We start from the raw sequence: 26749 nt of genomic DNA, 5'->3' as shown, positions 1-26749 counted from the left end.
TTTCTAATTCCACTAAAAATTGCTTTAGAATTAAGAAGCAATTTTGAATGACATATTTTTCAATATTTAAAAACAATTCTATTAACAATGATTAATTGTTAGTTTATATCTTATATTTTTTATGTACTTATCAAAACTAGAAATTGTCGGGTTCAAATCATTTGCTCAAAAAACAATTTTAAAATTCAACGAAGGTATTACTGCAATTGTTGGTCCTAATGGTTGTGGTAAATCTAATATTATAGATGCAATTAGGTGGGCTATTGGTGAACAGAAAGCCTCTACATTAAGAAGTGATAAAATGGAGGAGGTAATCTTTAATGGGACATCAGCTCGTAAGCCCTTGGGGATGTCTGAAGTTTCATTGACCATTGAAAACACAAAAGGAATTCTACCTACAGAATATTCAGAAGTTACATTAACAAGAAGACTCTTTAGAAGTGGAGATAGTGAATATCTTTTAAATAAAACTCAGTGCAGATTAAGAGACATTATTGATCTGTTTATGGATACTGGTATGGGTGCAAATGCTTATTCAGTTATTGAATTAAAAATGGTTGAAACTATTTTATCTGAAAATGCGGATGAAAGAAGAAAACTTTTTGAAGAAGCAGCAGGAGTTACAAAATATAAAGTTAGAAGAAAAGAAGCTTTAAGAAGGTTAGACTCAACTAAGCAAGATTTGTTAAGGGTTGCGGATATTTTAAAAGAAGTTTCTAAAAAAGTGAACTCTTTAGAGCGTCAAGCAAAACGTGCACAAGAATATACAACATTAGATAAACAAAGAGTTGACCTTGAAGTAGAGATTATTAGAAGAGAATTTCTTCAAACAGTTACTAGAATTTTACCGTTAAATGATAAGTTGCAAAGTTATTTTTCCACAAAAAATAAACTTGATAATGAACTACATTCTAAAGAAACAATTCTTAAAGAATTAGAAAATGATCAACTTGAAATTGAAAATATTTTAAATGAATCACAGAAAGATGTAACAGAAATAAGTTCTAGAATTGCAGAACTAAATCAAAAGCAAGCGGTTTCTTCTGAGCGTTTAAGAGCATTAAATAATTTCATATCAAGATCAGAAAAGGAAGTTTTTGAATCACAAAATAAAATTTCAACTTACAATTCAGAAAAAGAAAATTTTGCTAAAAAATTAATTGAGACTAAAGAAAAATTATCAATAATTCAATTGCAATTTAATGAAGCAAATGATTCAGTATTGAGTTATGAAAATGAATTAATATTGAGTCGTGATTCTGCTAAAAAAGCTCAATTAGATGTTGTTAATATCATTAATTCACTTGCAAGATTAAGAGGAGAAGAATTTGGTAATAACTCACGCAAAGAGAGTATTAACAAGAGGTTGAATAGTTCTATAAACTTAAAAGAAGAAATTATTCAAAAGAAATATAATGCTGAAAAAAGTTTAGTTGAAGTTTATAATAATGTCGAAATAGAGAAAGCAGAGTTAGAAAAATCTAGAAAGGAATTTGAAAATTCACAAGATTTAAAAAATAAGTATCGCTCTGAAATAGATGCAATGAGAAATGAAATTGTTGAGGTTCACAAGCAATTGAATACTCGTAAATCAAGATTAGATTTTCTCGCTGGATTAGTTGATCAAGATGAAGCAGTTAGGTTTTTATCAAAAGATAAATCTTGGAATCCTAATGAAGCAGTAACTGTTTCTGATGTAATTTCAACTTCAGATGAATTTAGAGTTTCAATTGCTGTAGCTTTAGGATCAGCCTCAAGCTGCTTAATTGTAAATAATATAGATCAAGCAATGAGCGGAGTTGCTTCATTAAAATTAGGGAAAAAAGGAAAGGCTACTTTTATATGTTTAGATAGAATTAAAGAAAATGATACATCCTCTAATAAGACTTTACCTGATTATGTAATTGGATATGCTTTAAACCTAACTAAATCTGACTCCAAATTTGACTCTCTTAGAAGAGTGTTGCTTGGAGATGTAGTTATAGTTAATTCTATTGAAAATGCAAAGAGAGCTATAGCTTCAAATATTTGTGAAAAGGCTGTAACTCTCGATGGAACTACAGTACAGGCTTCTGGCATTGTTCGAGGAGGTGGTACAACAAGCAATGAAGGAGTTACAATTGGGAAAAAAGAACAAATAGAAAAATTGTTAATTGAAATTGATAAGTTATCCCAAAAACTAGAAAAACTTGAATCAGATTCTAGAGTTATTTCAACTTATGAAAGTGTTATCAACTTAAGCAAAATTTCAAATTCTGTTAGATTAGCTCAAGAGTCATTAGGTAATATCGAAAAAGTTAGAAACAAACTTGAATATGAAAAAAATAATGCCGATGAAGTAATTATAACAAATGAAAAGGAAGTTCAATCATTGCTAGAAGAAATAAAATCATTAGATATTCTACTTCTTGAAATTTCTCCAAAAATTGAATCTCATTTAGAAGATCAAAAATTTGCAGAAGAAAATGTAAGAGTTGTGAATTTACAGTTAAGTGCCAAAGAAACAGAATTCTCAGAGAAAATGAGAATTTTAAATTCCTTAAATGTTCAACTTACTGAGCTTATAAACGAAGATAGAAATTCATTAAATTCAATTGATAGATTAGATTCTGATTTAAGAAATACACTTAATTTTATTACTCAAAGAACATCAGATAAGGAAAGGTCTATCAAAGAAGTAGAATTGATTACTAACGACTTAAAGCAAATTGCTGACGGTTTGATTCTGTTTAATGCTTCATTGGAAAATGCCAAAATTAATCGTGATGAAATTATTTCTGAACAATCAAATAAAAGGCTAGAGATAATTCAAAGAAGTGATTTGTTAAGGACTGATAGAAAGAGTTACGAATCAACTGTTAGTGAGATTCATACACTTGAATTAAAAATTCAAGAACTAAAACAGAAAGCAGCTTCTTTAGTTGAAAGAGCTAAAGATGAACTAGATATTGATTTATTAAAATTAATTGAAGATTTAAAATTAATTGAGGAGAGAAAATTTAATAATAATATTAATTCGAATATTGAGAATGATAATGTATTTGATTCGGAAAATACAATCATAAATAATGTTACTATTAATGATTCTAATAATGAAGATAACGATATTTGTGATATTGATTCAGGAAGTAAAGTAACCGAACTTCTCGAAACTGAAATAACCGAAACATCTATTATTACAATCGTTGATTCCGATTTAACAGTTGTTGAAACTTTTGAATCAAATTCTTCTGAATCAATTTCATCTAAGTTAAATAGTAATATAATAAATTCAGATATTAGTTTTGATTTAACAAATATAGAAACAACTTTAACTGAATTTAGAGATAAATTAAGAGAGGTTAAAAGTAGGATAAAAATTTTAGGAACTGTAAATTTGCTAGCTTACCAAGAGTGGAAAGAAGAAGATGATAGGCTAAAATTTATCAATGTTCAATATAATGATTTAAGAAAAGCAGAGAAAATTTTACTTGATACAATTGATGAAATTAACAACATTGCTCAAAAATTATTCATAGAAACATTTGAAAAAATTAGATTAAATTTTATTGGACTCTTTGGTAATTTATTTAATGAAGGAGATGAAGCAGATTTAAAAATTATGGAAGGAGATCCTTTAGAAGCTAAAATTGAAATCATTGCAAAGCCAAGAGGAAAGCGTCCTCATTCAATAGATTTACTTTCAGGTGGAGAAAAAACACTTACTGCAATTGCATTGTTATTTTCTATTTATCTTGTAAAACCTTCTCCATTTTGTATTTTAGATGAAGTAGATGCTCCTTTAGATGATACAAATATCGACAGATTCGTAAATTTAATTCGCAAGTTTGTTGGAAACACTCAATTTATTATCGTAACTCACAATAAGCGAACTATGGCTGCTGCTGATACAATGTATGGAGTTACTCAAGAAGAATCTGGGGTTTCCAAAATTGTTTCTGTTCAGTTTGAAAATAATTCCAAACAAAAAACTTTAGTTAACTAATAAATAATTATTATTTATGTTGATTTTAACACAATATTATTTTATAATTTTGTAATGGCTGTGTTTCATTCTGCTAAAAATAGCAGTAGTTGGGTTGATTGATAGGTTAATGGGATGATTCTGGTATCATATATTATGAGTTTATCCTAAAAATCTTAGCCTTCTTGAGGTAGGGGACTTCAAGGAGGTTTTTTATAATTCAATCCCCCTATAATAATTTTAAAAAACAATTTAAAAATTTATTTTTAATTAGAAAGTAAAATGCAAGTAAGTTTAGTTTCAATAACAGAATCCTTGATTAAAGAATGGGAAATGACGCCTGAGCAACTTATTGTATATATAGCTAGAGTTAGTAATCCTTCCAATCAACACAATACCGAAAGCTCTGAGAGATTGATCAATTATTTAATCAAACACAAACATTGGTCACCTTTTGAAATGATTGATATGACTATCGAAATTGTAACATCAAGAGCAATAGCTCAACAAATTTTGAGACATCGCTCTTTTTCGTTTCAAGAATTTTCTCAAAGGTATGCAACTGCCACCGAAATTGAACCTGTATTATTAAGAAAACAGGCAGAAAAAAATCGTCAAAGTTCTACTGAGGAAATTACAAATTCAGAAATAAACACAATTGTTGAAAATCATATAAAGCTAAGTGAAGAGCTGTATTCAACTCTTATTCAGCAAGGTATAGCAAGAGAATGTGCTAGAATGGTGCTACCACTAACTACCCAAACAACTATGTACATGAAAGGAAGTATTAGAAGTTGGATACATTATTTGCAACTTAGATGTGAGGAAGATACCCAGCTTGAACACAGAGAAATTGCAGATAGTATAAAAGAAATATTTAAACAACATTTCCCTAATGTTGCTGAAGCAATTGGCTGGACTTTGTAAAGTTGGTGTGAATTTTTTCATTGTTTGAAACTAAGAAAAATTTAAATCAATTCTAGATTTCATTTGCAATTTTAAACACTATACAATACTTTAAAGTTTATTGTAACAAACAATAATGAATAAATTCTATTTAAATCCAACACAAGAATCAGGACGAGAATTTTTCCAAAGAAATATTTCAGGACAAGTCATTATGTTGAATCTTCTTAGGTTCAAGGAATTTGCAGATTATTCAGAAACACCAGAATTAGCACCATCAAATCCAATTAGTGGAAAAGTGGCATATATGCTTTATATTGAGAAGACTTTACAACATTTAAAAAAATCAGGTGGAGAAATTATGTTTTTAGGGTATGGTGGACATTTTTTGGTTGGACCAACAAATGAACGTTGGGATTGTGTTATGATGATCCAACAAAATAGTGTTCAAGATTTTATTGCATTCGCTTCAAATCATGAATATTTAAAAGTTATAGGTCATAGGACTGCAGCATTGGAAGACTCTCGACTTTTACCATTAACAGAACAAAATTTCAAAATGTTAAATGATAAAAACTAAAAAAGAAATCAAAGAAGAATATCGTACAAAGAAATTTAAAATCGGAGTTTTTCAAATTAGAAATGTTGTAAATGGTAAAGTTTATATTGATGGAAGCATTGATTTAGAAGCAATTTGGAACAGAAATAGAATGGAATTGAATTTTGGAAATCATAGAAACGATTATTTACAAAAGGAGTGGAAAGAGTTTGGAGAGGACAACTTTAAATATGAAGTATTATCTGAAATAAAACAAACTGAAGGAGAGAATATCGACTTCAAAAACGAAGTTAAATTGCTTGCACAATTGTATATTGACGAATTAAAACCATTTGAAGATAAAGGATATAACAAATGAAAATATAAATGACAACTGCTAACTACCAAAGTATTGCAAATAATTAACTGATATTACATGTACTATTTCTATTACTACTTAGACTAATTGTTGTATTTTCTAATTATAAACCCTTTCTTTTAACAGCTGCAACAAAGCATTGAAATAAACTTATAATAAATATTAAAAATTTTGAAAAAAGAATTTATTTGATTGCATTTTTAGTAAACTTCACAATAACTTATCTAATATATTTTAGTGCTCATTAACCAAGTAATAAATTTAAAAATACAAATTATTTTCATATTTAAATTAATATAGATTTAAAAAAAAAATCAAAAAACATTACTATATATCGTGATGTATTTATTGAAAAATAATAATTATAAATTAAAATAAATGACATCAATGACAACAATTACAAAAGTATCACTCATTTTTCTAGCATTTTTTATAACTTTCATTCTTTCTTGCAAAAAGAATACAACAGAACCCCAAACTTCAAATTATGTCAAAGGGAAAAATAGTTTTGTAATTAATTTAAATGGTGATGACAGAGAGTATTTTGAAGATGTTCCTGCTAACTATTCTGGATTATCATCTACTCCTGTTGTATTTATGTTGTATAGAACCATCGGAAATGGGGAAGAATTTTATAATAATTCAGGGTGGAAAGAAGTTGGAGAAACAGAAAATATATTAACTGTTTTCCCATCTTCTTGGAGTTAATGTATAATTACAGGTGGACAGCAAAAAAAGACTACCAAATGGAATTCATTGCCAGGTGAATGGTCATTTTGAGCTGATGAAACACCTAGAGAAGATATAAAGTTTTTTACTTCAATTATTACAGACTTAAATACAAGGTTCAATATTGATCATAAACGAATTTACTTAGTAGGTTTTTCTAGTGGAAGCCAAATGGCTGGAAAGTGTACTATTGAAATGTGTGATAAGTTCGCTGCAATTGTTGAAAGTGCTGGTTCATTATACAGCATTACACCTAACACTCAAACTTATTTTCCTGTAAGGAAATTACCTGTTTACTGTAAAAGGGGAATCAGGACTACGGTCCAGGGAATACTGGTCCAACAGCACCAATGACTTCTTTACTAACTTTGATTAACGACTCAATATCTACTCTTTTAAATGGAAACATATATTATATTGCTCATACAAATATCACTAACTTTGGGTTAAATCCCAGAATTACTATGTCTGGTGATACGAATACAGTTATAACTGCTTCTTATTTTTCAGCTTCTTCTGATCCATTAAATATTTTTAGTATTTCATTAATAAAAGGACTAAAACACGCATATCCAATCGGAACAAATCATCCGTATAAAGCCGCAGAAGAAAATTGGAAATGGTTAAAACAATATATCTTACCTTAAATTCTAATAATAGAGTTGCTTGATTATTGAAATGAGAAAAAATGAACCGCACTTCGTTTGATAGAAGTTGGGCTGTGAATTATTAAATTAATAATTGTTTTACAATCAGTCATTTAAACAAATTTAGGATTGACAATTTTAATTAGATAATACTTTAAATTTGCTTGTTTTTCCAAAGAATTTTCATTTTTATTCCATTTATTTGTTTTAAATTACATTATCAATAATAATCATAACGCATATGGATCAAAAATAAAAATGGCTGTATGGAAAAACTTTGGAACACCAGATGAAGTTCGTGAATTTCCAAAAGGAAGGCAAGAGCTTATAAATGTAGGTGGAGCAATTGTAGGGAGAGGGATTTTCGAGCCAGGCTGGCACTGGGCAACTTCTGTATAGTCACTTGTCAACACACAAAGTTGCGAAGCCCCTCACTTTCAGTACCATGTTTCTGGCATCCTCAGGGTAAAAATGGACGATGGAACTGAATTTGACTGTAAACCGGGAGATGTTTCACTTTTACCTTCAGGTCATGATGCATGGATAGTTGGGGATGAACCAGCAGTGGTCATCGATTTTCAAGGTAGGATTGATTTTGCAAAACATTTATAATAGTATCATTATATACCTGGCATTTACATAGTAAATTTTTATATAATTACACCTTTAATCTGACAAATTATTTGTTTATAAAGACTTATATTAAAAACATTGGATTACTGTTGAATTCCAAGTTAGTGAAGTTGCTATGAAACTTAATCAAATTGTCAAAAGCCAACTTTTAGGTATTTATAACCTTGAGATTGTGACTAAAGTAATTTAATCAACGTTCATATTTTCAAAACTGTTTCTAAGTTGTTTCCATCGATTAAAATTTTTTAAACATAATTCGTTTAAAGAAATCAATTTTATTTATAAAGTAGAATACTCATTTTACATTTTTTCACTATTAAAATTTAATTATATGTTTAAAATTAATCTCATTAGTTTTATGTTGTTGTTTTTTACAGTTGCATGTGGAAATGGAACTGATAATCAACTCGATGGTAAATCATATTCTCTAGTCAGCTGGGATGTAAATCATCCAGAAAAACAAGACTCTGATGTGTTCGACTTTGATAAAGGGATTATAGATTCAAAAACCTGTCATCAATTTGGATTTAAGTCTGCCCCATATATAGCAAAATTGGAAAATGGGGTTATATCTTTTTATGGTACAATATCTAGTTTATCAGAAGGAACAATCGAGATTGAGGGAAAAGTAAATGGTAATCAAATAGAAGGTACAATGATTTGGAAAAAAAATAATCAGTCTGATATTAAATATGACTACAAAGGCAATCTTAAATCAAATTGAGTCTTAGATATATTTTGTATTTCTAACAGGTGATGAGAAATTTTAATTAAGAAATTAGAGTGGCATCTTCTACATCATTGCTTCAAGAAAAATTATAAAAAATTTATTCCTAATAGGAAATGTCATCGAATAAAAACGAATTGCTAAAAACAAATGTGAAAAGGTAGGTTACAATGGCTTTTAAGTCAATTACTTTGTAACAATCAATATTATTATGGTTCCAATTTTCAATGATTCGAATTAAATTAATGAAAAGTGGTATTTTTTAATGCAAACAATAAAAAGAAAATGGATAAAAAAAATAGAAAAGAAAAGTTCGATAATTCAGATTCTACATTAACCACAATAGAAAATTTTAATTTAGCTTTTAATAAACATGATGTAGATGGTGTAATGAATCTCATGACTGAAGATTGTTTATTTGAAAATACAAATCCAATGCCAGATGGCACTCATATAGAAGGAGCTATTAAAGTTAGAGAATTTTGGCAACATTTTTTTATTGCGAATCCTGATGCTTATTTTGAAGCGGAAGAAATTATTGTTGCTGACAATCGATGTATAGTAAGATGGATTTATCATAAGACAAAAGAAGGAAAACCCTGGCATTTACGCGGAATCGATGTTTTTAAGGTTACAAATGGGAAAGTGGCTGAAAAATTAGCTTATGTCAAAGGGTAGTAAACTAGATGCCTAGTCAAAAAATTAACATCTACTTTTAATATTAATTAGGTTAGGCATGACTACCATATTCTAAGCCTTTAGTGAAGTTATACAAGTTCTGATTAGAATTTTATTAGCTTTACAAGTTAATATCAATTAAGTAATACATGTAATATAAATGAAAAGAATAATATTTCCCTTCCTTTTATTTACGGGATATCAAATTATATAAATATTTCTCAATTTGCCCAATCAACCAAAAGAAATGATAAATAAGGTTTCAATAGCCTTTAAGACCTTGTATCAATTGTTGGAAATTGAAAATCTTGTTAACTGCTAAATAATTTGAACTTGATTCAATAACTCATCAAAATAAATTTAATACCAACATGGCTTCAGGTTTTTTTGCAATTTTAGACGACATAGTTGCATTGATGGATGACGTTGCTATTAATGCCAAACTTGCTACAAAAAAAACAGCTGGAATACTTGGTGATGATTTGGCTGTTAATGCCGAAAAATCAACGGGTTTTGTAGCCTCCAGAGAAATTCCTGTTTTGTTGGCAATTACAAAAGGTTCATTTATTAACAAGTTGATTATTGTACCTATAACTTTATTGCTAAATAATTTTTTACCGGCAGCCATAATAATAATACTTATACTTGGAGGTTTTTACCTTGCGTATGAAGGTGTAGAAAAAATTGTAGAATACTTTTTTCATAAAAAACAACCCGCAAAGAAAGCAGCAGTTGGTGTAATTGAACAAGATGCTGAATTGGAAAAAGTAAAAATAAAATCAGCTATAATCACCGATTTTATGCTCTCAGTTGAAATTGTAATTATTGCATTAAGTTCAGTATTAAACAAAACTTTAAGTGTACAAATTTTAACCATATCACTTGTTTCCATAATAACTACTGTTGGTGTTTATGGCATTGTAGCGTTGGTTGTTAGAATGGATGATTTTGGATTTTATATGATTGAAAAATCTAATAAGAAGGGTTTTTTAAATGCAATTGGATTATTATTTGTAAAAGCCCTACCAATTGTTATCAAAACATTTTCAGTGGTAGGTACTATAGCTTTATTACTTGTGTCGGGTGGTATTTTTGCACATAATATTGAATATTTGCACCACATTTTATCTGAGTGGCCAACCCTTATAAAAGAATCTATTTTTGGAGTAATAGGAGGAATAATTACGTTAATTATAATTGCTTTTGTCAAAAAAATTATTTCGCTATTTAAAAAAATGATATAAAGTGACTTGTTTGAAATTTGAGATCCCTAAATCTATGAATTATATTCCAATCAAACTTTTTCCTTAACTGCTTGTGACAAACTAAGTAACGAAGTGGAAAATCATTGAGATTCATTTCAATGAAAGAAAATAATTGTAAATACACAAATTTAATTATAGGTACGCAGTACAAAACCTGTATTAAAATCCAAAATGTAAATTGTAGTTACTTGAGAAAATAATTATATTCGCTATTTTAAAAAAGATGAAATTTATGCGTATGTTTATACATTATGGGTCATGCTCTTGAGACAGTGTGAACCGTTAACTTTGTTAAGGAAATAAAATTTGGAATATATAATTCGAACTATTAGTTTTAACTACATTGAACATTAACAACTAATGAATATTAATATGAACAAGCGAATTATTCTTTGGACGAATCTTACCATTTGGTATTTCCTATTTGTCGGGATGGTTTTCGACATGATAATTATTGCCGCAAATTGGAGAACCGGTGATTTAGAATCTGTCAAAAACTTGCGTGCTTTTTTTCATGTCACCGAACCTGGAGACTATTTCATGATAAAGTTGGCAGTATTGGTATTCGCAATTATTTCTCCAATCGCTTATTGGCGAACTTCAAAAGCAATTCGCAATTTGTTGCTCATTGCTTTGGTCGTGACTTTAGCTGACATAACTTTTACAATGTTACATTTTCTACCGATTAATGAATATGTAGGTTGGTATGGCGAAAAGACTGAACTCGACCCAGTGAAACTAAAAGAGATGTGTCAATCATGGTGGAATTATAATTTTCTTCGGATAGCACTTGATTTTGTTGGCCTTCTTGTTTCAGGAAGAGCATTACATAAATCATATTCATCTTGATACAACTAAGCAGTCATTTTGCACTTACTATAACGATTAATCTTATCCCAAAATATGTTTACAATAAAATGTAAAATATTGAAGTAAAAAATATACTTAAAAAATAATTTAATTTGAAAACTTGTCTAAAATGCAAATTGCTTTATTGCTACTCATTAGGAAACGATTTGTATGCCTGTCCTGAATGCGGTTATGAATGGAATCCTAATGAACAAGATGACACAGAAAAAAAATATAATTACTGACTCAAACGGTAATGAACTTCAAAAGGGGATAGTATAATTGTTATCATAAATCTACCTGTTAAAGGATTTCCCAAGCCAATAATGGCAAGTACTAAAGTTAAAAATATTCGTCTAAATTTTGATAGTGACCATAACATTGACTGTAAAATTTATGAATTAGGTTCAATGGCTTTAAAATCTGAGTTCCTTCGTAAAGTCAATTAACATAAATTGAAATTACCCCGTTTTTTCTATTTTAAAAAATAGTATTTAAAGTATTTATTATTAGTCAAATAAATAAATCTTATTCTAACTACATAAGAATGTTTGTAGCTAATTCATTGTCTTGTCCTAAAATAGGTTTACACTAAAAAATGTGAACCATAAAAAATTCATTAAAAAGGCTTGTAAATATTTAACCTAAGAAGCGAAACATAAAATCATTAAGGTGTTAAATAAATCTTATAGTTTAAAATTCATGATTCAAAAAACAATAATCAAAACAGTAAAATTATAAATGAAGCATTATCGAAAAACTCGTATTATTGAAAAACCTAATTAATTAAACTGTTAACTTTTTTTAGTACAATTTAATACTTTAAACATCAAACAAACCTTATAATTAACAACCTAATCTAAAAATAATATCATGATAAATGTTTTAATAACTGGAGCGACTTGGAATGTTGGAGGTGAGGTATTATCTGCTTTAAAAAAACTTGACCACTAACTTGAAATTTATGCTGGTGTTAAGTGTGAAGATTTTGGCAATGAAAAGCTTTCTAATTTTAGCGTCAATAAAATGAAATTTGACTTTATGAATGTTGATACTTTTTTGCCTGCATTACAAAACATTGATATACTTTTTTTGCACCGTCCACCCCAAAATTCCGATGTTAAAAAATACTTTGCACCCCTAGTTGAAACAGCAAAGAAAACTTCAATAAAGCACATTGTATTTTTTATCTGTGCAAGGAGTTGAAAAAAATAAAATTATACCTCATCATAAAATTGAAAAATTAATTGTAGTGAGTAAAATTCCATTCACATTTTTACGACCAGCATATTTTATGCAGAATTTTACAACCACTTTAAGCAATGACATACTGAATAATCTTAGAATTTATCTGCCAGCAGGAGATGCAAAATTCACATTAATTGAAGTTGAAGATATTGGTAATGTTTCTGCTCAAGTTTTGATAGAACCTCATAATCATATTAATAAAAGTTATGAGTTAACTAACAATGAAATTTTGACATTTACCGAAATAGCAGAAAAAATAAGTAAAGGAATTGGAAAAACAATAAAATTTATTTCACCAAATTTGTTTCAATTCTATTTAACAAAACGAAAAGAAAATATTCCTACAATGTTTATATTAGTAATGATAATGTTGCATTACTTTCCAAGATTTCAAAAGAGCCCTAATACAACTCAATGGGTAAAAATTATAACTGGAAGTGAACCAAAATCTTTTGACGAGTTTGTTGTTTCAAATAAAAATATTTTAAGAAAAGTAAATTGATTCAACATCACACACAAAATGACAGAAGTTGAAAAATATATACAGCAATTTGAACCTGAAGTTCAAGAAAGATTAAATGCTTTACGAAAAGCATTTTTTGAAGTGATTCCTAACACAGAAGAAAGTATTCGTTATAATATGCCGGCTTTTAAAGTTGGAAAGCATTTTCTTTATTTTGCTGCATACAAAAATTACATTGGTTTTTATCCAGTTTACGGCTTACTAGAAATAGAAAATAAAGTTTCTGAATACAGAGCGAAAAACACAAAAGCGAGTTTGCATTTTAAACATGACAAACCTTTACCAATTGAATTGATTAAAAACATAATAAAACAAAAATTAAAACTTTAATAAAATTGAAGTCCAATGCAGATAACCCCTGAACATATTGAACGTATAACAAAAATGACTTTTGCTTCTGTATATCCACTTTATGTTAACAAAGTTGAGAGAAAAGGACGGAATAAAGAAGAGCTGCATAAAGTCATTGCATGGCTTACAGGGTTTGATAACAAAAAAATAGAAGAACTTATTGTAGAAAAAGTTACTTTTGAAATATTTTTTGACAAAGCAAAATTGAACCCAAAAGCAGATTTAATTAAAGGTGTAATCTGTGGTTATAGAATAGAAGAAATTGAACATCTTCTAACAAAAAAAGTTAGGTATCTTGATAAATTAGTTGATGAATTAGCAAATGGAAAAAAGATGGAGAAAATATTAAGAACATGATAATTTACAAAATCGACTTTTTTTACTTTAAGTACCACAATGTTATGTAAGTTATAATAAGTTTCAAAATGAATAAAATAATTTATAATAATTAGAATAATTAAATTTTTTTAAATGTCATTAATATGTGAATTTATAATCTGTGCAAATAATTCTGAGTATTGCCACATTGGAGTATGCCCACAATTTTTAATTGTAATAGCATTTGAATTAAGCAATTTTTTTTGAATCTCAATGAAGTTTTTGTAAGGAATTACTTTGTCGTTATCCGCCCCAATAATAGTTATCTTGAAATTTTTCTCGGATAAACTATTATAGGCTTGTTCTAATAAATTTTTATTAAAATTACTCAATAGACTATAAATATTTTCTAACAAAAATTCATCACAAATTTCTTGTGAAATAACATCTGCACGTTCTTTCAAATACCCTAACCCATAAGCTCTTTTAACACCTAGTTCAGTTAATTTATTTCTTGAATAGTTGTTTAATTTATTCCAAATACTATTAGATATTTTAAAGAAAGTATTACTCATTCCAAAATTAAATGGCACTTGAGTATTAGGTGTAAATGGACATGATAGAATAAGAGAAACTATATTTTCTGGGTAAACATAAGATAATGTTGTTGCAACTGCACCACCAAATGAATGACCTATCAAGTGGAACTTTTCAAATCCATTTTCAATCATAATCTTAACAGATAAATTAGCAATATCTTGTAAAGAATTTTGGGGATTAATATTTAATTTAGGAGAACCACCAAAGCCTGGAAGATTAATAGATACAAATGTAAATTTATCAGAAAGTAAAGATATAAGGGGTCCCCAGAGTGATGCAGTTGAAGGTATTCCATGAATTAGTAATATAGGCGGACCTTTACCAATAATGTTATAATTTAAACTTTGATGCACAATTTATTTAAGGTAGTAAATTTAACAATTAAAAGAATTATGAAAATGTAGTAATAAGAATTAAAAATAAAAATTAATTTGCAATTTACATTTTCCTTATCAGACCAATAACCAAACCTAAAATTACAGTTTCGCTTTCAATAACATTTATTTTATTGTAATATCTATTTGCTGCTATTAGAAATTTTTCACCTCTAGCAAGAAAACTTAATCTTCGAATAACATTATTATTACCAGAAATAGCAAAAACTAAATTATCATTTTCAAAATCATTACATTGTTTTACTATCACTAAATCATTTTTTAAGATACCCTCTTTATCCATTGCATCATCTGAAACAATTGAAACAAAAACGTTGTTTGGAAAAAAATTTTGATCTAATAGAATTTCACCAACTGGAGACATGAAAATTGAATAAGAGTTATCAGCACTTCCAGAGCCTACAATCACAGCTTTTCTAACTGGAGACTGAATGATAGGCGAAATAGACAAAGTCTCGCAAAGCTCAATGCCACGAGCTTTACCGGGTTGCCTAATTATATAACCTTTATGTTCAAGTACATTTAAAACATCATTTACACCATTTGTTGATTTGAGCTTAAAATTAAGCATAATCTCTTTAATTGTAGGTGGTGTAAATTTAGCACGAATGGTATTTTTTATGAAATCATAAATTTCATTTTGTCTGGGTGTTAATGAACTTTTTAGTTTATTATTTTTAACTGTTGTCATAAAAAGCATCTGATTGCAAGGCAATCTTAAATATGAAACTAAAAAAGAGTAAAAGTAAAAAAGATTTAAAATTAAATAAGAGAAAAAAAATTGAAAAGATTAATAAGAAAATTCTCCTTTGGCAGCCCTAAGAGTATTCTTCATAAGCATAGCAATAGTCATCAACCCAACGCCACCAGGGACAGGAGTGATAGCAATACATTTATCTTTAACATTTTCAAAATCAACATCACCAACAATTCTATAACCTTTTTCACTTGAAGAATCTTCAATTCTGTTAATACCAACATCAATTACAATAGCATTATCTTTTACCATATCGGCAGTTATAAAATTTGGTTTACCTATAGCAACAATAAGAATATCTGCACGCTTAGTAATTGAAGCTAAATCATCTGCTGCTGAATGAGCAATTGTAACAATGGAATCACCTCCTTCTCTTTTTTGTAACATCAAGTTTGCAAGTGGCTTACCAACTATATTGCTTCTTCCAACAATTACAACTTCTTTACCTTTAGTTTGAATTTTATTATGAATTAACATTTCAATTACTCCAGATGGAGTGCAAGGTGCAGGAGAAGAAAGACCAATAACCATTCTACCAACAGATATTGGATGAAAACCATCTACATCTTTTTTTGGTGAAATAGTTTCAATCACCTTTTGTTCATCCATTTGCTTAGGTAATGGAAGTTGAACTAATATGCCGTGAATTGAACCATCTAAATTTAGAGTATTGATTAAAGCTAATAATTCTTCTTGAGAAGTATCCTCATTCAAATGATGTTTTACAGATTTGAACCCTAACCTTTGGCATGCTTTTTCTTTTGCTTTAACATAATAAGTAGAAGCAGGATCATCCCCAACTAGCACTACAGCTAATCCTGGAGTAATTCCGCTTTCATTTATTAATTTTAAAGTATCTAATGCAATCTGTTCCTCAATTGATTTAGAAATTACTTTACCATCTATTAAAAACATAAATATTTAATTTTGATCAAAAACAAAAACTTTAGTAAAATGAATAAATGTTAATTCGAATCAGTACAATTTAAAATACAATACTATCCTCTAAATCTTTCAAAAATCATAGTTGTTAAAGCACCAATAACTAACCTGCTTTCTTCTCCTTCATCTAAGTTTGTATCAAGTAATTCAACAATAAATTTCCCTTCAAACATTGCAGGTTGTTTTTTAATTTTCATAACTAAAGGATCAGTTCTTAATGTTTCTTTATTACCTCTTTGAACAATATAAACTGGATTGAAAATGTATCCTGCGAACATACCTAAAATAGGAATTTCACCTATAAGAGCATCAACAAATTTGACCCAAGATTTTTCTTCTCTAATAATAAATTCAGATACATCTCCATTTAAAACTTCATAGGTTGCACGAAATAAAGATTTTCCTCCATAACGCTTAACAGCACCTATCTCAGAACCATCAGGAGTTTTAAAAGAATATCTTGGAGAAAAGTCAAGTATTTTATTAGCACCAATTGTTCCTACGAGTTGAGCCATAGATTCATCAGTGAAAATTTGGATATTTTCTTTGAGTTTGAAAAGCTTTTGCTTCACAAAAAACAATTGTTTATTTGTTGAATCTGTAACTGTAACTTTGGCACCTAATGCTAAAGTTTTGAACTTGAAATTTAATGGATAACTGAACATAAAATTAAAATGAAATTAAGTTAAAGAAAAATATTAGTAATGGTTCATTGAGAAAAATATTTTTTGGAAAAAGAGCAAATTTTTTAATTAATTATTTACAGTTTTTATGGAAACTATTTTTTTAATTGAAGAAGCAAAATTACCTAAAGGTTTGCCAGCTTTTGATTCTAAAATCTCAGAATTTTTTAATGCTAAAATTGAGCCACTAATATCGCCAGCTCTTAGTTTCATTAATCCACAATAAATTTCAGATTCTGCACTTGCTAAAGATTTATCTGAAAAAATTGCTTTTAAAGTTTCTGGATCTTGAAGAACTGGGCTATTTCTAAAAATCTGTTCAAGTAAAAATGCTGAATAAGATTCCTGAGAAGCTTGATTTGCATGAATTGGGCTTAGAGTTATAGTATTCGAAGTTAACTTAATTTTTTCATTTACATATAAGGCTAATTTTAATTGATAATCACCTTCTGGCAATCTATTTGAATTTTCACTTGAAAGCATAATAATTCGTTCACAAGATTTTTTATCTTTTGGAAAAAGAGTTGAATCAAATACTTCTTCAAAGCCCCACCCTACTTGAATATCTTTTTGGTCAAAGTAAAAAAACTGACCGTTCATAGGCTCACAACCTAACTTACCGTTAATTTTTACTCTTAAAAACATTGGAGATCCAACATGAAATGAAATTTTATTTCCAGTAGTTTCTAATGGTTCAATTGTGATTGGGTTTTTGTTAGATCCAATCTTAGAGTTTGTAAAAGTTTTGGATTTAGTTGATTTAAACTTTTTTTGAGCAGAGATATTACTTGAAAAAATAACTGATAATATTAATAAATAAAGAGTTGTTTTTAAAATAAGTGCAATACTTTTCATTGTTGAAGAATTATATTTGAAAAAAAAATTATAAAATTATATTTGCAAATTTAAACAATGTTAATCACATTTGAAGGAATAGATTGTTGTGGTAAATCTACTCAGATAAAATTGCTCTGTGAATATTTTGAAAAAATGAAAGTTGATTATATCTTATTAAGAGAACCAGGAAATACACCAATCTCTGAACAGATAAGGGAAATGCTATTACAGAAAAAATATATGGATATGAGTTCATTAACTGAGTTGTTGCTTTTTTCCGCAAGTAGGGCACAGTTAGTTGAAAAAATAATTTCACCAGCTTTAAAGGATAATAAAATCGTAATCTGTGATAGGTTCTATGATTCAACAGTTGCATACCAAGGTTATGGGAGGGGAATTAATCTAGATGATATAAATAATATTAATAGAATTTCCACAAACGGATTAATTCCAGATATAACATTCTTAATTAATATATCAGTTGAAACATCTTTTAAGCGTTCAGAAATTAGAAAGGGTGAATCACCAGATAGAATGGAGCTTAGTGGAATAGAATTTTTTAACAAAGTAGCAAATGGTTATTTAGAAATAGCAAATAATAACCCTAACAGATTTATTGTAATAGATGGGGAATCTGATCCTGAAATAGTATTTAATCATTTAGTAAAACACATATAACTAAACATTATTTTTATCTTAAAATTCATTTAAATCTTTTCTCCCATTGAAACCTTCTTCACCATGCCAATAGCTTATTGTTTCTTCACCTAATAGATAACATAAAAAAACTTCTTCACCATTTGACCTTATAGATGGAAAATCAAGTAATCCTCGCTCTACATTTTTAAGGATATAACCTTTTATTGAGAACTCTTTATAAACATCAATCAGTTGTTGCATTTCTTTTGGTAAACTTGCAATTCCATTAACTTGAGAACCCCCAAAAGTTTTATGTTTATAAATATCAAAGCCAGTTGAAGTAAGAGATTTATTAAGCTCTTGAATTTTTTTTAAAAGTCTAATAGCGTCAGGTAATGCAGCCTTTGCCTCTTGAATTGTGAAATGAATATTAAAATTATAATTCATTAAATCTTAGTAATTAGAATTAGTTTTTTAAGAATGAAATTATTTAATTGAAAGTGATAAGAAAATATTTTGAGATTTTAAACAAAACAAATCTTTACTTTAAGAAAGTTTTTCAGAAATATATTTATTTAAGTGATCTGAATTAATTCTTATTTGTTCCATTGAATCTCTATCACGAACAGTAACAGTGCCATCTACAAGAGTTTGCCCATCAATTGTTATGCAATAAGGAGTTCCAATTTCATCTTGCCTTCTGTAACGTCTTCCAATTGCACCAGATTCATCATAAAAAGTTTTGAAATTTTGCATAAGTTCTCTGTATATCTTATCAGCATATTCAGGCATTCCATCTTTATTGACTAAAGGGAGAATTGCAGCTTTAAATGGAGCTAACTTTGGATGAAATTTTAATACAACTCTTTTTTCACCATTCACTTCTTCTTCATTGTAAGCATCAACTAGGAAAGCCATTGTTGACCTTGATGCACCTACAGAAACTTCTATTACGTATGGTGTAAATCTTTCATTTATAGTTTGATCAAAATATTCTAATTTTTTACCTGAAAACTCTGTATGTCTTATTAAATCGTAATCTGATCGATTGTGAATCCCTTCAACTTCACCCCAACCAAAAGGAAATTCATATTCAATATCCATAGCTGCTTTTGCATAATGTGCTAATTTTTCGTGAGGTTTCAATTTTAATTTATTCATTGTCATACCATACTTTTCAAACCAATCCCATCTTTTATTTTTCCAATATTCAAACCATTTTTCATCTTCACCTGGTTTCACAAAAAACTGCATCTCCATTTGTTCAAACTCTCTTGTTCGGAACAAAAAGTTTTTAGTATTGATTTCGTTTCTAAAAGCCTTTCCAATTTGTGCTATTCCAAATGGAATTTTTTGCCTTGTTGATTGGAGAACATTATTAAAATTTACAAATATGCCTTGAGCAGTTTCGGGACGCATATAAACTGTTGCAGAAGAATCTTCAACCGGGCCAGTAAAAGTTTTAAACATCAAATTAAAATACCTAACATCAGTCCAATCGGCAGTACCACTTATAGGATCTTTAATTTCCCAATCAATAATAATTTTATGGAAATCTGAAGGTTCAACTGCTGCATCTAATTGTTTTTGAAGATTGTTTGCTTTTTCAGTTCTATTTTTTTTTAATAACTTTTCAATTTCCCCTTCAATTAAGTGATCGGCACGGTAACGAGCTTTTGAAATTTTGTTATCAATCATTGGATCAGAAAAACTTTGCAAATGTCCAGAGGCTTCCCATACTTTGGGATGCATAAGAATTGAAGTATCAATCCCTTCAACATCATCACGATAAGTCATTTCGCGCCACCAAGCCTCTTTAACATTTCTAAGCAATTCAACTCCTAATGGACCATAATCCCAACAGCCATTTAATCCACCATAAATTTCTGATGATTGATAAACAAATCCACGTCTTTTACAAAGAGATACAATAGTTTCTAAAGAAGTTGCTGCCATTTATGTATAAAGAATAATTATTAAAATTTAGTTCGGCAAAAATAGTAAATTATATCAGTACTACTTAGCTGATAGTATTATAAAAATTTTAAAAAACCTAAATAAAAAATCCTCTCAAAAAAAATTTAAGAGGATTAAAATTCTTAAATAATTTAAATTAAAAATTGTAACCTAAACCTAAAGATAAAATATATTTTAATTGAGTTTCAGGTCCTTTAGTTTCATCATCTCGATTTACAATAACATTATGATCGTACAATGTTTGAGTAGATAAACCTGCATTAATATATTCATTAACTTTTAGATATAAATTATTTTTCCAATCAATCTGCCAATGAGTAATATCATTATAAGGAGCAAAAGTTGTTAAGTTACTTTCCCAAGTAGTGTTTTTCATTAACTCAATTTTATAAAGTGCTTTCAAACCAGCACCAACACTAATTTTAGAGCTTTTGCCAGCATCAATTCCAAAAGCACCTTTACCATTTTCGTTGTTACCATCACCAGCTTCACTATTCAAAAAATTATCAGTTACAAAAAGAATATTTGCACCAATAGGAGAAGCAAACAATGAGAAATTTGAAGTAGGTTTGTAATCTATACCTAATGCTAAGTTTAAATTTGCTGGAGCTAAAAATCTAGATAAAAGCAAATCAGGAGAACCTAGTTTATAACCAACATCTAGTTGTGATTTGAATTGAAGTAGAGCTGCCCAATAAATAGATTCTGTTTGTTTGACACCATACTTTGAAGCAATTGAAAACTCATCATCACTTTTAGTAAATCCAGCCTTATCAATATTTTGAGCACCATATTTTAAAGATAAACTATTTTCCCATGAAGAGCTAACGAGTTTTTGATTAAGAAATACATTAACTAAACCTAAAATATTCACAGTAGGTTTGCCACCTCCTGACCAATTACTTTGTCCGCTTGAAGAGGCATTGATACCAATGTTACCACCAGATTTCCACCCTAACAAAGAATCTGATGAAGCAGAGTTTATTTTGATACTTTCAATTTGAGAAAATAAAGTCAATTTAATAAAAAATAGGAGTAAGACTGAGGAATAAAGAAATTTTTTTTTCATAAATTTTTAGAAATTTTAAATGAAGATTATAGATTGTTTCAGTTTATAAATTTTAATAAATTATTTTTGTCAATTTTTAAAAATAAAAAAATTACATTTGAATTAAATAACATCAATTAGTTTTTTAAATAATTATATGACATATCCAAAAAGAACACATTTTGCAGGAACTTTAACAAAAACAAATATCGGAGAAACAGTAACCCTGAATGGATGGGTTGCAGTTAGACGAGATTTGGGAGGTCTTATTTTTGCAGATGTTCGAGATTACACTGGAATTACTCAAGTTGTTTTTTCACCACAATATTCTCCACAACTAAGTGAATTAGCAAGTGAATTAAGGCATGAATATGTAGTTGCAATAAAAGGCGAAGTAAGGCAAAGAGAACAAATTAATAAAAACATTTTTACAGGAGAAATAGAAATATATTGTTCTGAATTAGTAATCATAAACAAAAGTGAACCAACTCCAATAGATGTTGGAAAAAGAGACTCAACAAATGAAGAACTTCTTTTAAAATATAGATACATAGATTTAAGAGAAAAAAAATTGCAAGATATTTTAAGAATGAGGAACAATGTTTATCAGATAACTCATAAGTACTTTGCAGAAAATAATTTCGTTGAAGTTGAAACACCAATATTAGTCAAATCAACTCCTGAAGGAGCTCGAGATTACTTAGTTCCAAGCAGAATACATCATGGCAAATTTTACGCTTTACCTCAATCGCCACAAATCTACAAACAAATTCTAATGGTTTCTGGTATTGATAGGTACGTCCAAATAACAAAATGCTTCAGAGATGAAGATTTACGTGCTGACAGACAACCAGAATTTACTCAAATAGATTTTGAAATGTCATTTGTAGATCAAGAAGATGTATTACAAATAACTGAAAAATATATTGCCAAAGTATGGCAAGAAATAAAAGGAGTCGAAATGAAAGTACCTTTTATGAGAATGCCATATAATGTAGCAATGAATAGATATGGTTCTGATAAACCTGACATCAGATTCCAAATGGAAATTCAAGACTTGACAGACCTATTTATAAACACTGAGTTTAATGTATTTAAGAAAATATTTGAATTTAATGGAACTATAAGAGGAATTAATTTTAAAGGGGGAGCTAAGTATTCAAGAAAGCAAATTGATGAAATCATAGATTATGCTAAAAAATATGGAGCAGGAGGGTTAATATGGCTAAAAGTTAATGAGGAAGGTTTTGAAGGAAGCAATGCCAAATTTGTTTCAAAAGATGAATCTAAAAATTTAATTGAAAAGTTTAATGCTACAATGGGAGACATGATTCTGATTGTTGCAGAAAAAAAACAAATTGCATTGAATTCTATTGGTCAGGTAAGATTAGAAATTGCAAAAAGGGAAGGGATAATAAACAAAAACGAAAATGCACCATTATTTATAATAGATTTCCCGATGTTTGAACCTGATGAAAATAATCTTCCTGTTCCAGTACATCATGCATTTACCTCATATAAAAAAGAAGATGAACATTTATTGGATATTAATCCTTTTGAAGTTAGAGCAAATTGTTATGATTTGGTAATTAATGGATATGAAATTGGGTCAGGTTCAATTAGAATATTCGATAAAGTAACTCAATCAAAAATTTTCGATATGATGGGTTTGACTATTGAAGAAGCAAATACCAAATTTGGATTTTTATTAGAAGCTTTTAGATATGGAGCACCTCCACATGGTGGTTATGGGTTAGGGTTAGATAGAATGATAATGTTACTTGCAGGGACTGAAAATATTCGAGATGTAATAGCATTCCCTAAAACTACATCTGCTTCTTCATTAATGGATGAAACACCATCGTTAGTTGATGAAGATTTACTTAAAATAATTGGTATAAAATTGTTGCAAAAGTAGTTTTAAATTAAAAATTTATTTATTTAATCAGAAACATAAATAGTCTTGAATATTAATTCTTAAATAAAATTTAGTATCACCTATACAACAAAAATATTTTCAAAAAAATTAATATACATTTTAGTTACATTAATTTTCTATTGTTTAATAAGCTCTATTAATGCTTATTCACAAGAGGTTTCTTATAATAAATTATCTATAGATCAATTACCACTTCAATCTAATATTAATAAAATATTTCAAGATTCACATGGGTTTGTTTGGTTTTGTTCTGATAATGGATTAATTAAATATAACGGATATAAATCTGATATTTATTCTACAGCAAATTCTTCAATTTCAAACAATAGAATTTTATGTTTAGCAGAAGATAAAGATGGAATAATTTGGGTTGGTACTGAAAATGGACTTTGTAAGTTTAACAGACTGAACAATGATTTCAAAAATTTCTATTCTAAAGATAATGGTTTGCCATCAAGTAAAATAACATCATTATTAGTTGATTCAAGGGGTGTATTATGGGTTGGAACTGATAAAGGTTTGTCATTGTTAGATAAACTAAACGGCAATGCCATTAATTTTATAGGATTGCTCAATAACAACTTTTTAAATGGAAATATAGTATCTGGAATTGTAGAAACTTCAGATAGCAATATTTTTGTTTCTACACATGATAGAGGTTTAAATAAATTTAATTGGAAAACTGGAATAATAAAAAAATACAAACAACCTATTCTAATTAAAAAAAATGCTATTATTAAGTCAAAGAATGAAGTAAAAAATAAAGTTAAAATTGAAGTGATTGATGATGAAATTCGTAAACTATCAATTAGTGATATTTCAAGTATTTGCCTTATTAAAAATGATCTTTTTGTTGGAAGTACAGCTGGGCTTTATAAATTAGATATCAAAAAGAATATTTCACAAAAAATTAAATTCGATTCAACTGCATCAGTTGCTTCATTAACGTCAGATAGTAGTGGTACATTATGGATTGGAAGTGAAAAAGGTTTGTTTAAATATAATGGTATAAGCACAACAATTTGTTCTGAGATTTCTTTAAATCAAAAATCAACTCTAGTGTTATCTTTAATGACTGATAAAAATGGATTTATATGGTTAGGAACAAGAGGTGGTGCAGGTTTTGTAAAAAAGAATGATATTAATATAACTACTCTAAAAATTCCTTTATCAGATTCTAATTCTGTAGTAAATTATATTATAGAAGGATCAAAAGTATTTCTTGGAACAAATAATGGTTTAAATATTGTTAATTATAAATTAGGGGGAATTGATAGAATAAATTTAAGCAATGATATTAATAATAGTGGAAGAAATAATGTAAATACAATATGTGAATTAAGTAATGATTCGCTATTAATTGGAACAGAAAATGGGTTGCTAAATATAAACTTAAATTCTGATAAAATTAGTAGTCTTTTTGGAATGAATAATGATTCACTAAATACATTCATAACTTCAATTTTTAAAAGTGATAATAGTATTTTAATTGGTACAAAAGGTAAAGGTGTTTGGAAATTAGATTTGGGAAATAATAGTTTAAAGAGTTTTCTTAAAAGTAATTATAAAGATTCAAATTCAATTTCAAGTGATACCATAATAAGTATTTCTAAAAGTAGTTTAGACGAATATTGGATTTCATCACCATTCCAAATTAATAAAACTAAAAGTAATTTTACGACTTTTAAGAAATATAAATTTGACAAAAAAATAATAGGAGTAGTTTGCTTAAACGATAAGATATTTTGTGCAACAACAGATGGTTTGTTTAATTATCAGAGAGAGAATGATCATTTTGACAAAATTAATATACCTGCCTCAAACCTCAAATCAATTTATATCGATAATAAGAGTACTTTGTATTTGTCTTCAGAAACTGGATGTATTGAGTTTGAAACAATAACTGGTAATTCAAAATTATTTGAATCTTTAATTGGAAATATCTACTATAAGTTAAATGATGGAAGCAAGGTTTTATGTGGATTGAGTGGAAATATACTCATGATGATAAGGGGTAAGGAAACTATACAAAAAAATGATTTTGATATTGTAATTACAAGTTTTCAAATTGACTCAAAAGAAATTCATAAAGAACTATTTAATAAAGATTCTATTTACTTAAGTTATCAGGATAATTCCTTCAACTTAGAATTTACTGGATTAGATTTTTCGGGGAAAGCAATAAATTTTGAATATCAACTAATTGGGTTTGATAAAGACCCTATAATAGTTTCTGACAGAAGATATATTTCCTATACAAATATTGACCCAGGAAATTATCAACTTTATATTAAATCAATTGGTAATTCTAAAAAATTTATATTGACTATAAAAATCGAATCACCAATTTGGACTAAATGGTGGTTTCGTTCATTAATAATTTTAGTAGTTTTTAGCTTAGCATCACTATTTTATTATTTGAGATTAAAGAATATTAGACAAAAAAAAGTTGAAGCTGAAAGCAGAGCATTACAATCTGAATTACAAGCACTTAGGCTACAAATGAATCCTCACTTTATTTTTAATTCTTTAAACTCAATTCAAAGTTACATTACAGATAATAAACAAGAATTAGCTTCAGAATATTTAGCATTATTTGCAAGACTGATTAGAAAAATACTTGACAACTCAAGGAAACAAGCTATTCCTATTGCTAAGGAGATTGAAACCTTGGAAATATATTTGACTTTAGAAAGGGTTAGATTTGATAATCAATTCGATTATAAATTTGATATAGATCCAAATGTAGATGTTCATTGGTTAACAATACCACCTATGCTAATTCAGCCTTACATAGAGAACTCAATCAAACATGGATTAAGACCAAAGTCTTCAGGAGGAACTATTATTATAGGTATGAAAATGATAGATGAAATTAATATGCTTTGTTGGATACAAGATAATGGTATAGGTAGAAAAAAAGCTTTGGAACTGAAAAATCAAAGATTAACTTCACATAAATCTATTGCTATGGAAGCAACTAAAGACAGGCTTGAGATATTAAATTCATTAAGAAAACAAAAAGTGAGTGTAAAAGTAATTGATTTATACAATAATAATGAAGCATTAGGAACTAAGGTTGAGTTGATAATTCCAATTGAATAATTAGTGATGTAAGTATTTTACAACAAAAAAAAACTGCTCTAAATATAGAACAGTTTTTTTTTAATAAACTTG

At 28.2% G+C, this 26749-nt stretch carries 25 protein-coding genes and 4 pseudogenes; 20 read left to right on the top strand and 9 right to left on the bottom strand.

Features of this window, described 5'->3' with window-relative positions:
- The first annotated feature begins 121 nt into the window (after positions 1-121).
- The 5 genes from smc to IPP08_09290 all read left to right on the top strand — a co-directional run bounded on the left by smc (position 122) and on the right by IPP08_09290 (position 6495).
- Positions 122-3985 (top strand): chromosome segregation protein SMC, encoded by a 3864-nt coding sequence (gene smc / locus IPP08_09310; protein ID QQS65961.1) that lies wholly within the window; start codon positions 122-124, stop codon positions 3983-3985.
- A gap of 261 nt (positions 3986-4246) precedes the next feature.
- Positions 4247-4891, top strand: coding sequence for an FAD-dependent thymidylate synthase (locus tag IPP08_09305; GenBank protein ID QQS65960.1), 645 nt, complete (start codon positions 4247-4249; stop codon positions 4889-4891).
- A gap of 115 nt (positions 4892-5006) precedes the next feature.
- A complete protein-coding gene (locus IPP08_09300) occupies positions 5007-5450 on the top strand; it encodes a DUF1330 domain-containing protein (protein ID QQS65959.1) in 444 nt (147 codons plus the stop codon).
- Positions 5437-5787, top strand: a complete 351-nt coding sequence (locus IPP08_09295; protein ID QQS65958.1) for a GIY-YIG nuclease family protein — start codon at positions 5437-5439, stop codon at positions 5785-5787. Before IPP08_09300 ends, IPP08_09295 begins: the two co-directional genes overlap by 14 nt.
- A gap of 378 nt (positions 5788-6165) precedes the next feature.
- Entirely contained in the window at positions 6166-6495 is a 330-nt protein-coding gene (locus tag IPP08_09290; GenBank protein ID QQS65957.1) for a hypothetical protein, read from the top strand.
- Here the strand turns inward: IPP08_09290 and IPP08_09285 are convergent.
- Positions 6492-6638 carry a hypothetical protein gene (locus IPP08_09285; protein QQS65956.1) on the bottom strand — a complete coding sequence of 49 codons (147 nt, stop codon included), beginning with the start codon at positions 6636-6638 and terminating at the stop codon, positions 6492-6494. The two genes, IPP08_09290 and IPP08_09285, sit on opposite strands and share 4 nt — an antisense overlap.
- Between IPP08_09285 and IPP08_09280 the strand changes: the two genes are divergently transcribed.
- The 11 genes and pseudogenes from IPP08_09280 to IPP08_09230 all read left to right on the top strand — a co-directional run bounded on the left by IPP08_09280 (position 6592) and on the right by IPP08_09230 (position 13794).
- Positions 6592-6870 (top strand): hypothetical protein, encoded by a 279-nt coding sequence (locus IPP08_09280; protein QQS67865.1) that lies wholly within the window; start codon positions 6592-6594, stop codon positions 6868-6870. The two genes, IPP08_09285 and IPP08_09280, sit on opposite strands and share 47 nt — an antisense overlap.
- Positions 6867-7163, top strand: coding sequence for a hypothetical protein (locus tag IPP08_09275; GenBank protein QQS65955.1), 297 nt, complete (start codon positions 6867-6869; stop codon positions 7161-7163). Before IPP08_09280 ends, IPP08_09275 begins: the two co-directional genes overlap by 4 nt.
- Before the next feature lie 258 nt (positions 7164-7421).
- A pseudogene (locus IPP08_09270) lies at positions 7422-7775 on the top strand (cupin domain-containing protein).
- Between the two features lie 379 nt (positions 7776-8154).
- Entirely contained in the window at positions 8155-8520 is a 366-nt protein-coding gene (locus IPP08_09265) for a hypothetical protein (protein QQS65954.1), read from the top strand.
- Positions 8521-8808: 288 nt separating this feature from the next.
- The gene (locus IPP08_09260; GenBank protein QQS65953.1) at positions 8809-9201 is read left to right on the top strand and encodes a nuclear transport factor 2 family protein; all 393 of its coding nucleotides are present in this window, start codon (positions 8809-8811) and stop codon (positions 9199-9201) included.
- Positions 9202-9572: 371 nt separating this feature from the next.
- Entirely contained in the window at positions 9573-10445 is an 873-nt protein-coding gene (locus tag IPP08_09255) for a DUF808 family protein (protein QQS65952.1), read from the top strand.
- A gap of 393 nt (positions 10446-10838) precedes the next feature.
- Positions 10839-11315 (top strand): DUF1772 domain-containing protein, encoded by a 477-nt coding sequence (locus tag IPP08_09250; protein QQS65951.1) that lies wholly within the window; start codon positions 10839-10841, stop codon positions 11313-11315.
- A gap of 113 nt (positions 11316-11428) precedes the next feature.
- Positions 11429-11764: pseudogene (locus IPP08_09245) on the top strand (alkylphosphonate utilization protein).
- A gap of 424 nt (positions 11765-12188) precedes the next feature.
- Positions 12189-13065, top strand: a pseudogene (locus tag IPP08_09240) (NmrA family NAD(P)-binding protein).
- A gap of 18 nt (positions 13066-13083) precedes the next feature.
- Complete coding sequence (locus IPP08_09235) at positions 13084-13416, top strand: DUF1801 domain-containing protein (protein ID QQS65950.1); 333 nt, start codon at positions 13084-13086, stop codon at positions 13414-13416.
- A 15-nt stretch (positions 13417-13431) separates the two neighbouring features.
- Positions 13432-13794 (top strand): DUF2200 domain-containing protein, encoded by a 363-nt coding sequence (locus tag IPP08_09230; protein ID QQS65949.1) that lies wholly within the window; start codon positions 13432-13434, stop codon positions 13792-13794.
- Positions 13795-13904: 110 nt separating this feature from the next.
- Here the strand turns inward: IPP08_09230 and IPP08_09225 are convergent, their stop codons facing one another.
- From IPP08_09225 to IPP08_09205, 5 genes are all read right to left on the bottom strand, one after another.
- The gene (locus tag IPP08_09225) at positions 13905-14708 is read right to left on the bottom strand and encodes an alpha/beta hydrolase (protein ID QQS65948.1); all 804 of its coding nucleotides are present in this window, start codon (positions 14706-14708) and stop codon (positions 13905-13907) included.
- A gap of 85 nt (positions 14709-14793) precedes the next feature.
- Positions 14794-15441: a hypothetical protein gene (locus IPP08_09220; protein QQS65947.1), complete on the bottom strand. Its 648-nt coding sequence runs from the start codon at positions 15439-15441 to the stop codon at positions 14794-14796.
- Between the two features lie 99 nt (positions 15442-15540).
- Positions 15541-16422 (bottom strand): bifunctional methylenetetrahydrofolate dehydrogenase/methenyltetrahydrofolate cyclohydrolase FolD, encoded by an 882-nt coding sequence (gene folD, locus IPP08_09215; GenBank protein ID QQS65946.1) that lies wholly within the window; start codon positions 16420-16422, stop codon positions 15541-15543.
- Between the two features lie 83 nt (positions 16423-16505).
- On the bottom strand, positions 16506-17114 hold the full coding sequence (locus IPP08_09210; GenBank protein QQS65945.1) for a hypothetical protein: 609 nt from the start codon (positions 17112-17114) through the stop codon (positions 16506-16508).
- Positions 17115-17201: 87 nt separating this feature from the next.
- Positions 17202-17987 (bottom strand): hypothetical protein, encoded by a 786-nt coding sequence (locus IPP08_09205; protein ID QQS65944.1) that lies wholly within the window; start codon positions 17985-17987, stop codon positions 17202-17204.
- A gap of 57 nt (positions 17988-18044) precedes the next feature.
- Between IPP08_09205 and IPP08_09200 the strand changes: the two genes are divergently transcribed.
- Positions 18045-18647 carry a dTMP kinase gene (locus tag IPP08_09200; GenBank protein ID QQS65943.1) on the top strand — a complete coding sequence of 201 codons (603 nt, stop codon included), beginning with the start codon at positions 18045-18047 and terminating at the stop codon, positions 18645-18647.
- A gap of 18 nt (positions 18648-18665) precedes the next feature.
- Here IPP08_09200 and IPP08_09195 read toward each other — a convergent pair whose 3' ends face one another.
- From IPP08_09195 to IPP08_09185, 3 genes are all read right to left on the bottom strand, one after another.
- Entirely contained in the window at positions 18666-19055 is a 390-nt protein-coding gene (locus IPP08_09195) for a DUF2203 domain-containing protein (GenBank protein ID QQS65942.1), read from the bottom strand.
- A 99-nt stretch (positions 19056-19154) separates the two neighbouring features.
- On the bottom strand, positions 19155-20564 hold the full coding sequence (locus IPP08_09190; GenBank protein QQS65941.1) for a glycine--tRNA ligase: 1410 nt from the start codon (positions 20562-20564) through the stop codon (positions 19155-19157).
- Positions 20565-20721: 157 nt separating this feature from the next.
- The gene (locus tag IPP08_09185; GenBank protein ID QQS65940.1) at positions 20722-21654 is read right to left on the bottom strand and encodes a DUF3078 domain-containing protein; all 933 of its coding nucleotides are present in this window, start codon (positions 21652-21654) and stop codon (positions 20722-20724) included.
- A 136-nt stretch (positions 21655-21790) separates the two neighbouring features.
- On the opposite strand from IPP08_09185, the gene aspS reads away from it, so the two are divergent.
- From aspS to IPP08_09170, 3 genes and pseudogenes are all read left to right on the top strand, one after another.
- Positions 21791-23551, top strand: a complete 1761-nt coding sequence (gene aspS, locus IPP08_09180; GenBank protein ID QQS65939.1) for an aspartate--tRNA ligase — start codon at positions 21791-21793, stop codon at positions 23549-23551.
- Positions 23552-23614: 63 nt separating this feature from the next.
- Positions 23615-23956, top strand: a pseudogene (locus tag IPP08_09175) (hypothetical protein).
- A gap of 63 nt (positions 23957-24019) precedes the next feature.
- Positions 24020-26677 carry a histidine kinase gene (locus IPP08_09170; GenBank protein QQS65938.1) on the top strand — a complete coding sequence of 886 codons (2658 nt, stop codon included), beginning with the start codon at positions 24020-24022 and terminating at the stop codon, positions 26675-26677.
- The last annotated feature ends 72 nt before the right edge of the window (positions 26678-26749 follow it).

This window comes from Chlorobiota bacterium (genome assembly GCA_016700335.1).
Classification (GTDB): domain Bacteria; phylum Bacteroidota; class Ignavibacteria; order OLB7; family OLB7.
This window is presented reverse-complemented; position numbering and strand designations above follow the sequence as displayed.